This is a genomic window from Thermanaerothrix daxensis, assembly GCF_001306145.1.
Lineage (GTDB): Bacteria > Chloroflexota > Anaerolineae > Anaerolineales > Anaerolineaceae > Thermanaerothrix > Thermanaerothrix daxensis.
In genome coordinates, this window is the sequence record NZ_LGKO01000002.1 from 751,450 (window position 1) to 766,383 (window position 14,934).

Consider the following 14,934-nt stretch of genomic DNA (forward strand, 5'->3'; position numbering starts at 1 on the left):
GGGCAAAAGAATTAACGAGCGCGTTCCGCGGACTTACGGGCTTTTAGAAACCGATTATAAACACGTTTCCAGGCTGGGGAGGGAGTAGCCGGCTGGGTTTTCTTGTGGCTGGGAGTGCTAAGGTAGAAGGCAAAGTCCTCAACTAACTCGCTAAAACGTTCTCCGGGTTGGTGGTATAGGATTGGCTTACCTAGATTGACGGATTGTACCAGCAGATCGGGAACGTAGGGTAATACCAGAGTAATAGGATGCCCCAGCGCAGTCTCAATCTTATCACGAGGTAATGCATAACGTGGAAACGTGTAGTTTAGCACGATTTTGATTTTATCTTTTTCGTAATTAAGTTTGGTGTAGGTGTCTAATGCTGCGGCGGCTGCGCGGATAGATGATAATTCTGGGGCAACCAGCATGACGATTATGTCCGCCATGTCCAGGATCTGCAAGGTCACATCATTGAAGTCGTGGGGGAGATCGGCTATGATGTAGTCATACTGAGGACGCAGAATCTCTAGCGCGGCGGTGAGTGTTTCGCCAGAGATCATCTCAGCCTGGGTGGGAGTGGTGGGGGCAGCAATAAGATCAAGCCCGCTTTCATGGGATACAATGATGGACTGGAGAAGTTCAAAGTCCAGTTCCTGAGGAGCAACGTTGGCAAGGTCTCCCCAAGTGCGCCGCAAAGGGAGATTGAGGAGAAGGGCGTCCTGTCCGGCCAACATGGCCAGATCCATGAGCAGGGTCGGGGCGTTCCACAATTCCCGCAACCCGATAGCCAGGTTAACAGCCAGGATCGAGGCCCCGATACCGCCGCGCAGGGTGTGAATGGCAAGCATGCGAGCTTGACGCACTGGCGCTGGGGTAGGGCCAGCAGGCAGGGCCTGGCGCAGTAATTCGGCCCGCTTGAGCAGGACGCGCATGCGGGCAATCAACTCTTCGGGTTCAAAGGGTTTGTTAATGTGATCATCCGCCCCTGCTTCAAAAGAGGCCAACTTGTCTTGTAACGTGGTTTGACTGGTCAGGATGATGATCGGCACATGGGCAAAGCGCGGATCGCGACGCAGGCGTCTGGTGACTTCGTAACCCGAAATGTCGGGCAGATTAATGTCAGTGATAACGATGTCAGGGTGAACGACCTGTGCGGCTTCCAGCCCTTCTGTCCCGGTGAGCTCGGTGTAAACAATGAACCCGAGTGGACGCAATGCGTGTTCTAGCATGCGATGGTAGATGATTTCATCTTCGATTAGAAGAACGGTGGGCATAAGGGGTTATCCTTCCGGCTTGGGGGGGTGACTCTAAGAGCGGCCTTTATCTCAGTCAGGTGCTGACGTAGTGGCGTAAGGGCATCAGCAATCGCTTCGATCAGCGCTGGGGCGCCATCGAGTTGATTTTGGCGCGCCATCTGTTCCAGGGTAGCGCTCATCGTTACCAGTGTGGTGGCTTCAAAATTGGCTGCTACACCTTTCAGGTTATGGGCCAGAAGCCTCAACGTAGTGGGGTCATTCTTTTGAGCCGCCCGACGCAGTTCCTTAACTTTCTGGGAGGTTTGCTCAATGAAGGCCTCAAACATTTCAATGAAAAAGCCGGGTTCGTTGCCAAAACGCGGCAAGATGCTTTCCAGGTATTGGGGATGTCCCAGCGGGAAAGGTTGATTGGCCGGGGGTGGCGCTTTGGGGCTCAAAGGTGTAGTAGGGGCGGGTTTTGCGGGCGGGGTTGTTGAGCCTGCGTTGGTTGGGGCTGGTGTATCCGGGGGCGGGGGTGGTGACTGGTCAGCAGAAGCGGACTGAAGCCAGCGTGAAACGGTTTCGTAGAGAAGGTGAGGTTTCAGAGGCTTGGCAAGATAATCATCCATGCCACAAGCCAGACAGCGTTGAATATCCTCACGAAAGGCGTGCGCCGTCATAGCAATGATGGGTGTGTGTCGAGCATTGCCCTCGCGGGCGCGGATGTGCAAGGTGGCCTCCAGTCCGTCCATAACCGGCATTTGTACATCCATCAGAATCAGGTCGTAGGTTTTGCGCTGAACGGTTTCCAGCGCTTGGGCTCCATTCTCAGCAGTATCCACCTGATAGCCGGCTTTGGTCAGCAGATTGACCACCACCTTGGTGTTTATGGCGTTGTCTTCTACTAAAAGAATGGATTTGCCCTGAGGAACTGATTTAGGGGGTGGTTGGGGAATCCCCGGTTCAATGTAAGACGGCTGAGGAATATAAATTGAGAGCAGGGTTTGGTAGAAAGCCTGCAAACGAACCGGTTTTAATAAGAGCCCCTGGCATTCCAGGCTTTGGAGTTGGGCTCGGTTATAGGTGCGATTAAGAGTGGTTACCAGGATAATGGGAAGGTTGCAGGAGGGGGGTGTGGCACGCAGGCGTGTGATCAAATCTTCGCCATGGGATTCCAAAAAATGGGCATCCAGAAAGAGAAGGTTATACGACGCTTGACCAGCGGCCTCCTGATTCAAAATGCGTATGCCTTCCTCGGGACTGCGGGTGGTGGTGATTTGCCAGCCGAGAGCGCCGATGATTTCCGAAAGGAGCAGCCGATTGTGGGTATTTCCTTCAATGGCCAGAACGCGCTGGGGTGACAGGGCGAGCAGGGCAGGCGGAGGTAATTCGCGAGCCACTTCTTGTTTGGGCAGGGTCAGATTGAAGGAAAATAAACTGCCGCGGTTGGGTTCGCTGATGAGGGAGATTTTGCCCCCCATTAATTCAACCAGGTGGGCAGAGATAGCTAGGCCTAGACCTGTGCCTCCATAGCGCCGTGTGGTGGACATATCGGCCTGGGTGAAGCGCTCAAATATTGCTGCCTGACGTTCAGGTGGTATGCCAATGCCGGTATCCTGGACAGAGAAAGTTAGGGTCACGTGGGTACGCGATTCGGAAACCCGCTTGACTCGCAGGATGACCTCTCCTTGTTCGGTGAATTTAACTGCATTTCCCACCAGGTTGGTTAAAACCTGGCGCAGGCGATTGGCATCGCCGCGCAACAGGGTGGGAACATCGGGGGGGATGTGACAAATCAATTCAAGATTCTTACTGGCTGCCCGCTGGGCCAAGGTGCTGGCCACCCCCTCCATGACGGTGCGCAGGTTGAAATCGGCCATTTCCAATTCCATGCGCCCTGCTTCAATTTTGGAAAGGTCCAGAATGTCGTTCAGCAGCCCTAACAGATTCTCGGCACTTTCCAGAGCGGCGCGAAGATACTCAGCCTGTTCGGGGGAAAGCTCGCTTTCCAGCGCCAAGTTAAGCATACCGATGATACCGTTCAAAGGGGTGCGAATCTCATGGCTCATATTGGCCAGGAATTCGCTTTTTGCCAGATCGGCTTCCTCAGCCTTGCGACGTGCACGGACCAATTCGGTAATGTCATGGTAGAGTGCTAACAAGCCCAGGGTCTGACCGTGAACGATGACCGGCACACCGAAAATTTCCACGTCAATGAATTGCCCGGTTTTGGTCACACGACGCGAGACATTGTGATAAATCTCGCCACGCTGGACGCGCCGATTGAATTCCTGGATGGTATGCCGATAGGCCTCGGGGGTGATGAGGTCATCCAGGCGCCCCCCGATTACTTCTGCCTGTGAGTAACCAAAAAGTCGCTCAAAGGCTGGGTTGCAGGCTACCACGGCTCCATCCAGGGCCAGCGTTACAATGGCAACCGGGCTGTTCTGGAAGATACCCTCGAAGTATTGTTTCTGCCGCTGAACCTCGGCTTCGGCTCTGCGATGCTGCTCGATATCCCGGAAGATGAAAACCTGTCCTTGTGTATTGTCCTCCAATTGGAAGGGGTGTGCAGTGACCTCAAACCAGCCGTACTGTGAAGGCATGGAGAGGGGTAAATGATGGGCATCGGGATTGCGGAAGGCTTCCACCACGCCCGGAAAGTAAGCATCCATCGCTTGCCCGATAATAGTTGTGTAGGACTGTTGGAGACGGACGGTAGCCGCTTGGTTGCAACGAATGATCTTACCCTGTGCATCTGTAAGAATGATGGGGTCGGGAATTGCATCGAAGGTGGTTTCCCACTCCCGTTTTGCACGGCTGATGATGGTTTCGGCTTGATGGCGTTCCAGTATTTCGCGTTGGGCTTGTTCTTTGGTTGCATGTAACTCGGCAGTCCGTTCATCCAAGGCGGTGGAGAGTATTCTGACTTGTCGCGAAAGGCGTGAAAGATCGTGCCTGATCTTAAACAACGTTCCACTTACTAGGAGAGCAGCCCCATCTATCAGCCAGAGCAAAGGGGTTTCAGATTGTATTCGGATGAAGTTTGTCAGACTAAAAGGAAGGGGGCGTAGAGAAAGTACCAACCAGGTGCCCAAAAGAGGAGTCGCCAGAACAAGCCAGGCGGCCATTTGCAACCAGCTGGACCTTAGGAATGGTCCAAGGGGTTGTTTCGAGCAGGGAGGAGAAGGAGGAGATAAGGGTAACATCGCCTGGGCACGCCGGGGTCAAAAACGGGAGAACCACTGCTGGTTTTGTACACGCGAGGAGGGGGCGGGGGAGAAACCGGGTGGTGCTGTGTTACCCCCAAGCAATGCACAGAGAGGGAGGGTGTGAGGTATAAAGCACCCTTATTCTCTCATATTATAATTGACGGGGCAACAGTTTGATTGTATAATCCGGGGCCTTGTCGGATTGTGATCACAGGAGGCCAAAACGGTCACTTATGAATATAGAGGGTCGTGGTAGTACAACCATTGTGCACCGCGAAACGGGGTATAAGCCCCCACGCTCCTGGCGGACCTGGCTAATCGGACGTCCTCTCCCCACCGCCGATGCTCCGCACCAGACCATTGGTAAATTCATTGGCCTTGCGGTTTTCGCCTCAGATGCACTCTCCTCGACCGCTTACGCGACCCAGGAGATGTTGGTTGTTCTGGCTGTGCTCGGCACAATGGCCTACGATTTTGTTTTTCCCCTTTCGCTGGCCATTGTTGTCTTGCTGGCCATTGTCACACTTTCCTACGAGCAGACCATTCATGCCTATCCCAACGGTGGTGGCTCCTATATTGTCTCGCGCGAGAACCTGGGAATCTGGCCGGCGCGCATTGCAGGCGCAGCCCTCTTGACTGACTATATTCTAACTGTAGCGGTTTCGGTGTCATCCGGAGTCGCCCAGATTATCTCGGCTTATCCGGTTCTTTTCCCCTGGCGAGTATGGCTGTCGGTAGGGTGTATTCTTTTTATTATGCTTGTCAACTTACGAGGGATCAAAGAGTCGGGTGCTACTTTTGCCATTCCCACCTATTACTTTATCCTGGCAATGTATGCTATGGTTGGCGTGGGGCTCTTCCGGTACCTGACGGGTGCTTTAGGCATAGTGCAGGATCCCCCTCCTTTAGAGGTACTGCACATGGGGCAGGGACTATCAGCGTTTTTGATTTTAAGGGCCTTTGCGAGTGGCACTGCCGCGTTGACAGGGGTTGAGGCCATTTCTAATGGGGTTCCGGCTTTCAAAGAACCGCGCTCCCGTAATGCTGGCATCACGCTTATTATCATGTCGTCCATCTTAGGCTCCCTTTTGCTGGGTATTTCCTTTCTAAGCGCTTATGTTCAGGCTGTCCCTTCGGAGGCCGAAACCGTCATCTCTCAGCTCGCCCGGACAGCCTACGGAGGACGCGGTCTCTTTTACATGCTTACCATTAGTGCTACTACCATTATTCTGATCCTAGCAGCCAACACGGCGTTTGCAGACTTCCCGCGTCTCAGCGCGTTCATGGCGAGAGATAACCTCCTGCCGCGTCAGATGACATTTCGGGGTAGCCGGTTAGTCTTCTCCCGTGGTATTGTCACCTTAGCGGTGCTTGCGTCTGCACTCATCGTTATTTTTAATGCCAGCGTAACACGTTTGATCCCTCTCTACGCAATTGGAGTTTTCTTCTCCTTTACACTCTCTCAGGCGGGGATGGCGCGTCGCTGGTGGAAGGTAGGTCACCTGAGACCCGGTGAGGAGGTCCGAGAGCGGAGCTCGGTTTTGCGCTACGATCCTGCCTGGCGAATCAAAATGGCCATCAACGGCTTTGGGGCTTTTTGTACCGGGGTGGTGATGATTATCTTCGCTGTCACCAAGTTTGTGGATGGGGCCTGGGTTGTTGTACTGGTCATTCCTGGCATGGTGGCGATGTTTACAGCCATTGAGACCCATTATCGTCACGTTGCTCAACGGCTCTCGCTAGAACACTATGGAGCCCCGCCACGCATAGCCCGTCATCGGGTTATCCTGCCCATTTCGGGGGTTCATCGAGGCACGCTGGCTGCCCTGCGCTACGCGCGGACCCTTTCGGATGACATCACGGCGGTCCATGTTTCCATTGATCCTGAGGAGGCCGAAAAAGTGCGGAGAAAGTGGGAGGTTTGGGGGGATGGGGTCCGACTGGTGGTGCTAGAATCGCCTTACCGGCTCTATATTGAGCCGCTTCTGGAGTACATTGATGAAGTGCATCGCCAGCGCCAGCCCAATGAAGTCATTACCGTGGTGGTGCCGGAGTTTGTTTCGCATCATTGGTGGAGCGGCTTGCTCCATGCCAGGGCGGCAGTGACCTTGCGGGCGGCGTTACTTTTCCACAAAGATCTGGTGATCACCAGCGTGCCTTATCAAATAGACTGAGCTTCACGGGGAGGTCCGTATCTTATGAACATTATTGTGGTAGGATGTGGTCGTTTAGGCTCGCAGCTGGCGTATCGGTTGTGCAAAGCAGGGCACAACGTGGCAGTCGTTGACACTAACCCCTTGGCTTTTAATAATCTGCCCCCTGATTTTAGCGGGCGCTTGCATGAGGGAGATGCCATGGGGCAGGATGTGCTTCTGCGGGCAGGTATTGAGCAGACCCATGCCTTAGCCGCTGTGACCAACTCGGACCCATTAAATGCGGTTGTGGGCCACATTGCGCGTTCGGTTTACCATGTTCCGCATGTAGTAGCGCGCAATTATGACCCGCATTTCCGCCCAATCTTTGAGGCTTTTGGTTTACAAACCGTGAGTTCCACCTCCTGGGGGGCTCAGCGGATTGAAGAGTTAATCTCCGGCGGTGATATCCGTGCAGTTTTCTCAGCCGGCAATGGTGAAGTGGAGATTTACGAGGTGGATATTCCGGAGGCCTGGAATGGTCATCCGATCAAAGAATTAATCCCCTCTGAAGAATGTATCCTGGTGGCACTTAGCCGCGCCGGGCGTGCCTTTCTGCCGGCTTCCGAGTTTGCCTTGATGACTGGCGATGTACTGGTGGTTGGAGCAACATTTGAGGGAATCACGGCCCTGCGTAAACAATTACAGGGAGAGGTGAGGTGAGGTTATGTTTGTTGTGATTGCAGGTGGAGGTCGAACAGGGGCGCAACTGGCGCGCATTCTGCTCAGCCAGAATCATAAGGTGCACTTAATTGAGCATCGCAGAGAGGTGCTGGCGCGCATTCATCGTGAACTGCCCACTGAGGTGGTTTACGAAGGGAACCCAATTGAACCGTGGGTGTTGGAGCAGGCTGGTATTCGCGAGGCTGATGTGCTGGCAGCGTGCACCCAATTGGACGAGGTGAACCTGACGTTATGCTACTTTGTGCGCTGCCGTTATCAGGTGCCTAGAACCATTGCACGCATCAACAATCCTCACAATGCCTGGTTGTTTGACGAGAAATTCCATGTGGATGTGGCAGTTAATCAGGCCGAGATCATGGCCTCAATCATTGAAGAGGAAATGTCCCTGGGAGATATGTTAACTTTGCTGAAATTGCGCCGGGGACACTACTCTCTGGTAGAAGAAAAGATCTTACCTGGTGCCAGGGTTATCGGTATTCCCATCAAAGATCTAAAACTCCCGGAGCATTGTGTGATTGCTGCGATTATTCGTAATGGTGAGGTGATTGTACCACGCGGTATAACAGCCATTGAGCCGGGAGATGAAATCCTGGCTGTGACCGATCACGAGGGTGCCAAGCAACTGGCTCATTTATTCTCGCCTCCAGAAGAATCCTGAAACACCACTTGACGCTTACCTGGTCATGCATATGATTTATGAGTAAACAATCATGCTGACCGGGGTGTTTTTGCTTCTTTTGTCTTATCTCATTGGCTCCCTTCCTACTGCAGTGCTCATTTCGCGCGCGGTATTGGGTAAGGATATCCGCTATTTGGGGGATGGGAACATGGGGGCACGGAATGTAGCCAAGGTGATGGGATGGCGCTATGGGGTTGTGGTTTTCACGGTGGATTTTAGTAAAGGCGTGTTGGTGGTTGTTTTAGCACGGATGTTAGGCTTTTCGCTGGAGTGGCAATTGCTGGCGGCAGGTTGTGCCGTATTGGGGCACGATTTCCCAATCTTTGTCGGGTTGCGCGGAGGCCAGGGATTGGCAACCATTCTGGGCATCTTATTCACTTTGATGCCTGCTGAGTTCCTGGGGGCGTTGGTGGCTTTCCTGGCCATCTACGCCTTTACACATCACCTGGATCTTAGTTTGGGGGTAGGAATTGGGTTGTTAATCTCGTTTGCATTGGTGCTGAGAGAACCTCCGGCGATGGTTCTTGCGGCGGTGATCATGGTGTTGAGCATTCCGCTGAAGAAATTTGTGATTGATCGAGCGCATCGCACCCGGGTAGAGGCGCAGATGACCTCCGTGCAGGATGAGGTGCATTCTCATTCTACGAAGTCGTAAATTCTCTGGCTTTTGATGGCTGAAGAGGCTTCTATAAGATTGCGGCATTGCGGGTGTCGGCGTGCTTGCTCTATTTTTTAGGGTATAATTTACCTTTGCTGAATTTGAGCCAATTTATGGTATGAGGTGTAGTTACAATGCCAAAGCGAACCTATCAACCCAAAATCCGTCGTCGTGTTCGAGTGCACGGGTTTCGCGCCCGCATGGCCACTGCAGATGGGCGCAAGGTGCTAAAGCGACGCCGTCTTAAGGGACGTTACCGCGTCACGGTCACCATGAACCAGCACGTTAAAAAGATTCGTTGGTAATTACTGATTGGAGGTCAATGGTTCAGGCCCGGCCTGCATTATTTACGGTAGGGTGCATGGGTGAAGCGCAAGCACCGACTGAAGCGCGCAAGCGATTTCAAGCGAGTTCGAGCCGAAGGAAAATCATTAGGTCATCCGCTGATCGCGCTGGCGTTTGCTCCCAATGGATTGCCGTATTCACGGGTGGCCGTAGTGGCCGGGCGCAGTGTGGGCAAGGCTGTTCGACGCAATCGAGCCAAACGACGGTTGCGCGCTTGCGTCGAGCAGCTTTTCCCTTATCTTCAGTCGGGATGGGATGTGATTGTATATGCTCGCCCGGGTGTCGTCGAGGCGCCTTTTAGCGCACTCCTGGATGCCATGAGCCACTTGCTACGACGTAGTGGCCTGTGGCAAGCGTTACCTGTGCAGGATCACGTTGAATCTGATCATGAACGATTATCCGAATGAACCGCGCTTGCGGGATTTACCGCTAACCCTTTTCACGCTTCCGCGGTGGCTGTTACTGGCTTTGATTCGCCTCTATCAAACCCTTATTTCGCCTGCGTTGCCACCCAATACGTGCCGTTTTTATCCCTCGTGCTCTCATTATGGTTACCAGGCCATTTATAAGCACGGAGTGATAAAGGGCACGGTGCTGGCGGTTTGGCGAGTTTTGCGGTGTAACCCATTTAACCCGGGTGGGTACGACCCAGTACCATAGAACATTCAATCGCTATGCTGGATGCAAGGATGAGGTCAATGACGCGTTCGCCTAAAATTTTCTTGTTTGTAAGTCTGCTGCTGGTGGCTCTTCTGCTTGGGGGATGCTCGGGGGTATTGGCCTCTTCGAGCTGGCCGGGAGTGACGGTGGTTGATGATGTGGCTTACGTAGCCTATGCCAACCATGTGTATGCCCTTCGTACAGACAATGGAAGTATGCTTTGGCGCTTCCCGGAGAAGGCAGAAGGGCAGAGACTTTTCTTCGCGGCCCCGGCAATTGCGGATGGGCACCTGGTGGTTGGTGATTACCTGGCGGTTCTGCACAGCCTGGATCCGCAGACAGGGCAGGAGCAGTGGGCATTCACCGGCGCGCAAGGACGCTGGATTGCCAGTCCGCTGGTGGTGGATGGACGTATTTATGCTCCTAATGCCGATCACAACCTTTACGCGTTGGATTTACAAGGCAAATTGATTTGGAAGTTTCAGGCTTCTAAGGCCTTATGGTCACAGCCGGTAAGTGATGGGAAGCGTATTTACCAGGCTTCGATGGATCATTACCTGTATGCCCTTGACCCAGCCAATGGTCAGAAGATTTGGGCGCGTGACCTGGGCGGCGCGGTTGTCTACTCACCGGTGTTGAGCAACGCAGGGATCATTTACGTCTCCACTTTGGCGCGTAACGTGCTGGCCATTCGGGCTGAGGACGGAAGCGTGGTATGGCAGAAAGCCTTTGAAAACAATTTCTGGTCGCAACCCCTGCTTCACGGCGAACGCCTTTATTTGGGAGATTTGGGCGGTAAGGTCTATGCCCTGAGCGCTCAGGATGGCACTGTGATTTGGGAAAGCAACCTGGGCGAATCCCTGACGGGTGCACCAACCTGGATAGATGGACAGGTGGTTTTCACCACTGAGAGCGGCAAGGTAATCGCTTTCACCGAAGAGGGAAGTCAAAAATGGGTCGTGACTCTTGAGGGCAAGATTTATAATGGCCCTGTGATTGCCGATGATCGGCTGTTGGTGGGCATAGCGCAGGGCAAAGTTTTGATCCAGGCACTGACTCCTGCTGGACAGCAGGCCTGGGCATTTGAGCCTCCAAAATAGGCAGGATGGGTAAATAACCATGTGGGATGCGTTAATTATCACCCCTTTTGTAAATGTGATGCTGTTTATCTACAACCTGGTTGGGCAGAATTTTGGTCTGGCGATCATTCTGTTTACGTTGCTGATCCGTCTGATCACGCACCCTTTGATGGTCAAGCAGATTAAGGGTGCGAAAGCGATGCAGGAACTGCAGAAGAATGAAAAGTGGCTCAAGATCCAGGAAAAATACAAGAACGATCGTGAGAAACTGGCCCAAGAGCAAATGGCGCTCTATCGCGAATTGGGGATTAACCCATTTGCTTCCTGTCTGCCAACCCTGATCCAATTCCCAATCATCATTGGGCTGTATCAAAGCCTGATCATTACGCTGGCCAGCACCCCCATTGAACTCCTGAATCTGATCCGTCATATCTACCCGGCATTGCTGAAGGTTGAAACCCTTATCCCCTTGAACAGCCAGTTCTTGTGGATGGATCTGGGGCTGCCCGAGCGCTTAGTATTGCCTTTCCTCCCCGTAGGGATTCCGGTGCTGGCGATTGTGGTCACCGTTACAACGTATTTGCAAGGCAAACTGATGACACCGCCCAGCGCTAACCCTAAGGATCAGTCGGCCATGTTTTCGAACATGATGAATCTGTACATGCCGTTCCTGATGGGGTATCTGGCGTTGACGTTGGCTTCGGGGCTGGCTCTCTACTTTGTTGTTTCGAACCTGATCGGAATTCTTCAGTACGCCATGCTCGGTCAACTCAATTGGAAAAACATATTGCCAAAACGGGCGGCGGAGAAGCCATCGAAGGTGGGGGCCAAAAAATAACAAACTACACATGAGGCGGACTTATGAAACAAGAGCGAACGACTCTGGAAGTCATTGCGCCAACTGTTGAAGAGGCCATTGCGCGTGGACTGAATCAATTGGGTCTTTCTCAAGATCAGGTGGAGGTGGAGGTGTTGGATCCCGGCAGTCGGGGTTTTCTGGGTATCGGCAGTCGCCATGCCAGAGTCAAGCTTTCGGTGAAGGCGGCGGGCGAGCCTCCGGTTGAGGTCGCCTCAACTATGCCGGAGACGGGGGCTTTGCCACAGGTTGAAGAGGAGGGCGTTGCCGAATCGGGGATGCCGCTTGGGCAATGGGATGAGCAGAAAGCCGTTGAGGTGGCGCGGCGGGTGGTTGGTGAGTTGCTGGATCGTATGAAAGTTCATGCGCGCTTGCGAGTGCGCATTCAGCCCCCTCAGGAAGAAAACGCACAATCGGTTGTGTGGGTGGAAATTCAGGGGGATGATTTGAGCATTTTGATCGGGCGCCGCTCAGAGACTCTCAATGCCTTGCAGTATATTAGTAGTTTGATTGTCAGCCGCGAGATGGGGGTCTGGGTGCCTCTTATCATTGATGTTCAAGGCTACCGTGCCCGACGTGAGCGCCAATTGCGTATTCTGGCTCGACGAATGGCTGATCAAGCGGTACTAACGGGGCGACGCCAGGTGCTCGAGCCGATGCCGGCGAATGAGCGCCGCATCATTCACCTGGAATTACGAGACCATCCTGAAGTGATTACTGAAAGCATTGGAGAAGAACCTAACCGCAAGGTCACAATCGTGCCAAAACGTCCGGCACGGCGCCTTTAGGTAGAGTGACCATAAGCCTCCCCATTCGGGGGAGGTTTGTTTTGGAGTCGTAATGCCTGTGCATTGGAGCAACCCACAAGACGGAATCCTTGTTTTTTTGTTGGTGCTCCTGCTCATTTGCCTTTCCAATCTCTGGGCTTTTCAAAGGCCTTGTTCGTCCCGTGAGCCCTCTCATTGGCCGGAAGTGGCCGTTTTGATCCCGGCCAGGAACGAAGCCGATAATCTGCCTCGTTGTCTGGAGAGTTTACGTAGGCAGGATTATCCGGGTGTCTTTGAGGTATGGGTTCTCGATGACGATTCTACGGATGCCACCGGTGTTCTGGCAGCAGAGGTTGCAGCCAGCGATGAGCGATTTCATTGCTTGAGAGGGGCTCCTTTGCCGGAAGGATGGTTGGGAAAACACTGGGCTTGTCAGCAATTGGCTGAAAGTGCTTCAGCCGAGGTCCTGCTGTTCTTAGATGCCGACACACAACTGGCTCCTGACGCGCTACGACGCGCTGTGTCGGCTTTTGAGGTAGATCGCCTTGATCTCCTCTCCCTCGTGCCTTATGAGGTCATGCAAACTTGGGGGGAGCGTCTTATTCAGCCCTTTTTTCTCTGGGCAATGATGTCTTTTTATCCTCTGGCATTGGCTTTTCGCCTGCGTTGGCCCGCTCTAACGTTTACGATTGGACAATTTATGCTTATACGCCGCCAAACCTATTTTGCAATCGGCGGTCATGCAGCGTTTCGGGATGATGTGGTAGATGATATGGCGCTTGGGCGTCGGACAGTTGCGGCGGGTTATCGATGGCGCCTCATGGATGGCGGAGAGTTAATCCAATGCCGCATGTACCATTCCTGGCGGGAAGCTTTTCACGGATTTTCCAAAAATTTGTTTGGGGTGTTCAGTTACCGGGTCGTGCCCTTTTTATTTGTGATGGGGTGGTTAGGGTGGGTGTTTCTGCAGCCTTGGGGTGTGATAGCGGCTCACTTGTTGGGTTTCTCTTTGGGCGCTGATTTGCAAAAGGCCCTTCTGGCGATTTTGTTATCTTTTATCCTGTTTGGGCTGGCCTATCTTCGCCTGCGCATACCTCTATATCTGGCGCTGTTTTACCCAATCACCATAGGTATAAACCTGAGCATTGGTTTATACTCATTATGCCTAACGTTGCAAGGTGCTTCGACCTGGCGCGGACGGCGCCTGGTAAAGCCTCGAATCCGTTGGCTTTAAAACTTCGCTTCTGTGTGGAGGAAAATCACGTGCGCGCTGTGGATATTATCATCAAAAAACGTGATGGTTTAGAGCTGACCCGCGAGGAGATTGAATTCTTTGTGCGGGGCATGGTCTCGGGGGAAATCCCGGATTATCAAGTTGCTGCCTGGGCTATGGCGGTGATGTTGAGAGGCATGACCGAGCGCGAAACCACTGACTTGACCCTGGCTATGGCACATTCAGGGGAGGTGCTGGATTTGAGCCAGGTCGTGCCCATTGCGGTGGATAAGCATTCAACGGGTGGGGTGGGTGATAAGACCACGCTGGTGGTTGAGCCTACGGTGGCGGCTTGCGGTCTGCCGGTAGGGAAAATGTCGGGGCGTGGACTTGGCTTCAGTGGTGGAACGATTGATAAAATGGAATCCATTCGCGGTTTTCGGGCTGCCCTGAGCGTCGAGGAATTCCTCCATAACTTGAAAACTTATGGGATTGTGTTAAGTGCTCAGTCGGCGAATCTGGCTCCTGCTGATGGCATCCTCTATGCATTGCGTGATGTTACAGGTACGGTGCCCTCCATTCCGCTGATTGCATCTTCCATAATGAGCAAGAAAATTGCAGCAGGAGCCCAGGCCATTGTTCTCGATGTGAAAGTGGGGCGAGGAGCGTTCATGCGCACGCTTGAAGAAGCGCGCCGGCTCGCTGAAATGATGGTGGCGATCGGTAAGTTGAGCGGACGGCGCACCATTGCACTTCTCAGTGATATGAATCAGCCATTGGGGCGGGCAGTAGGAAACGCGCTGGAGGTAAAAGAGGCTATTGATACTTTGCATAATCAGGGTCCAGAAGATTTTGTTGAACATTGTCTGGTTGTAGCCAGTTATATGCTGGTATTAGGAGGAAAGGCTAAAGATCTGGAATCGGCTCGCCTGATGGCTGAGGCGGCACTTCAAGATGGACGGGCTTGGGATAAATTCCGGACTTTGGTCATAGCTCAGGGTGGGGACGTCAGTCAGGTGGATGATCCCGAGCGACTTCCGCAGGCACAGTTTGTTGAGACTGTCACCGCACCACGTCGAGGTTACTTAAGCCAGATAGACGCTCAGCAGGTGGGTGAGACATCACTTCTTCTTGGAGCCGGGCGCACCAAGAAGGGCGATCCGATTGATCATGCGGTGGGGGTGCTCGTGCTCCATAAAGTAGGCGACTATGTAGAAGAGGGTCAACCGTTGTTTGTTGTCCACGCGAATCGTCGCGAACATTTGGCAGTAGCCAGAGAACGATTACTGGCTGCCTGCCAGTGGAGCGAGGTGGCTGTTGATCCCCTGCCTCTGTTCTATGGGGTGATAGGGGAACTACCGGAAAATTGAAA

General features: G+C 53.2%; 13 protein-coding genes and 1 pseudogene. 12 read left to right on the plus strand and 2 right to left on the minus strand.

Annotated features, from left to right (window positions below; translation table 11 throughout):
- Positions 1-11: 11 nt before the first annotated feature.
- Both SE15_RS03820 and SE15_RS03825 read right to left on the minus strand, forming a co-directional pair.
- Complete coding sequence (locus SE15_RS03820; RefSeq protein WP_054520765.1) at positions 12-1,256, minus strand: response regulator; 1,245 nt, start codon at positions 1,254-1,256, stop codon at positions 12-14.
- Positions 1,238-4,348: a hybrid sensor histidine kinase/response regulator gene (locus SE15_RS03825; protein ID WP_054520766.1), complete on the minus strand. Its 3,111-nt coding sequence runs from the start codon at positions 4,346-4,348 to the stop codon at positions 1,238-1,240. Before SE15_RS03825 ends, SE15_RS03820 begins: the two co-directional genes overlap by 19 nt.
- 314 nt (positions 4,349-4,662) lie before the next feature.
- Here SE15_RS03825 and SE15_RS03830 point away from each other — a divergent pair, with 314 nt between their 5' ends.
- From SE15_RS03830 to SE15_RS03880, 12 genes and pseudogenes are all read left to right on the plus strand, one after another.
- Positions 4,663-6,603 (plus strand): APC family permease, encoded by a 1,941-nt coding sequence (locus tag SE15_RS03830; RefSeq protein WP_054520767.1) that lies wholly within the window; start codon positions 4,663-4,665, stop codon positions 6,601-6,603.
- 24 nt (positions 6,604-6,627) lie between these two features.
- Entirely contained in the window at positions 6,628-7,284 is a 657-nt protein-coding gene (locus tag SE15_RS03835; RefSeq protein ID WP_054520768.1) for a potassium channel family protein, read from the plus strand.
- Between the two features lie 4 nt (positions 7,285-7,288).
- Positions 7,289-7,963 (plus strand): potassium channel family protein, encoded by a 675-nt coding sequence (locus SE15_RS03840; protein ID WP_054520769.1) that lies wholly within the window; start codon positions 7,289-7,291, stop codon positions 7,961-7,963.
- Positions 7,964-8,015: 52 nt separating this feature from the next.
- Positions 8,016-8,639, plus strand: coding sequence for a glycerol-3-phosphate acyltransferase (locus tag SE15_RS03845; RefSeq protein ID WP_054520770.1), 624 nt, complete (start codon positions 8,016-8,018; stop codon positions 8,637-8,639).
- Positions 8,640-8,776: 137 nt separating this feature from the next.
- Positions 8,777-8,947 carry a 50S ribosomal protein L34 gene (gene rpmH, locus SE15_RS03850; protein ID WP_054520771.1) on the plus strand — a complete coding sequence of 57 codons (171 nt, stop codon included), beginning with the start codon at positions 8,777-8,779 and terminating at the stop codon, positions 8,945-8,947.
- 60 nt (positions 8,948-9,007) lie between these two features.
- Positions 9,008-9,394 (plus strand): ribonuclease P protein component, encoded by a 387-nt coding sequence (gene rnpA / locus SE15_RS14005; protein WP_083461677.1) that lies wholly within the window; start codon positions 9,008-9,010, stop codon positions 9,392-9,394.
- Between the two features lie 7 nt (positions 9,395-9,401).
- Positions 9,402-9,644 (plus strand): annotated as a pseudogene (yidD, locus tag SE15_RS03855) (membrane protein insertion efficiency factor YidD); the annotation flags it as partial.
- Between the two features lie 41 nt (positions 9,645-9,685).
- On the plus strand, positions 9,686-10,747 hold the full coding sequence (locus tag SE15_RS03860) for an outer membrane protein assembly factor BamB family protein (protein ID WP_054520772.1): 1,062 nt from the start codon (positions 9,686-9,688) through the stop codon (positions 10,745-10,747).
- Positions 10,748-10,766: 19 nt separating this feature from the next.
- Positions 10,767-11,564, plus strand: a complete 798-nt coding sequence (locus SE15_RS03865; protein WP_054520773.1) for a YidC/Oxa1 family membrane protein insertase — start codon at positions 10,767-10,769, stop codon at positions 11,562-11,564.
- A 23-nt stretch (positions 11,565-11,587) separates the two neighbouring features.
- Complete coding sequence (jag, locus tag SE15_RS03870) at positions 11,588-12,370, plus strand: RNA-binding cell elongation regulator Jag/EloR (RefSeq protein WP_054520774.1); 783 nt, start codon at positions 11,588-11,590, stop codon at positions 12,368-12,370.
- 52 nt (positions 12,371-12,422) lie between these two features.
- Complete coding sequence (locus SE15_RS03875) at positions 12,423-13,583, plus strand: glycosyltransferase (RefSeq protein ID WP_054520775.1); 1,161 nt, start codon at positions 12,423-12,425, stop codon at positions 13,581-13,583.
- Between the two features lie 29 nt (positions 13,584-13,612).
- Positions 13,613-14,932 carry a pyrimidine-nucleoside phosphorylase gene (locus SE15_RS03880; protein WP_054520776.1) on the plus strand — a complete coding sequence of 440 codons (1,320 nt, stop codon included), beginning with the start codon at positions 13,613-13,615 and terminating at the stop codon, positions 14,930-14,932.
- Positions 14,933-14,934 lie beyond the last annotated feature (2 nt).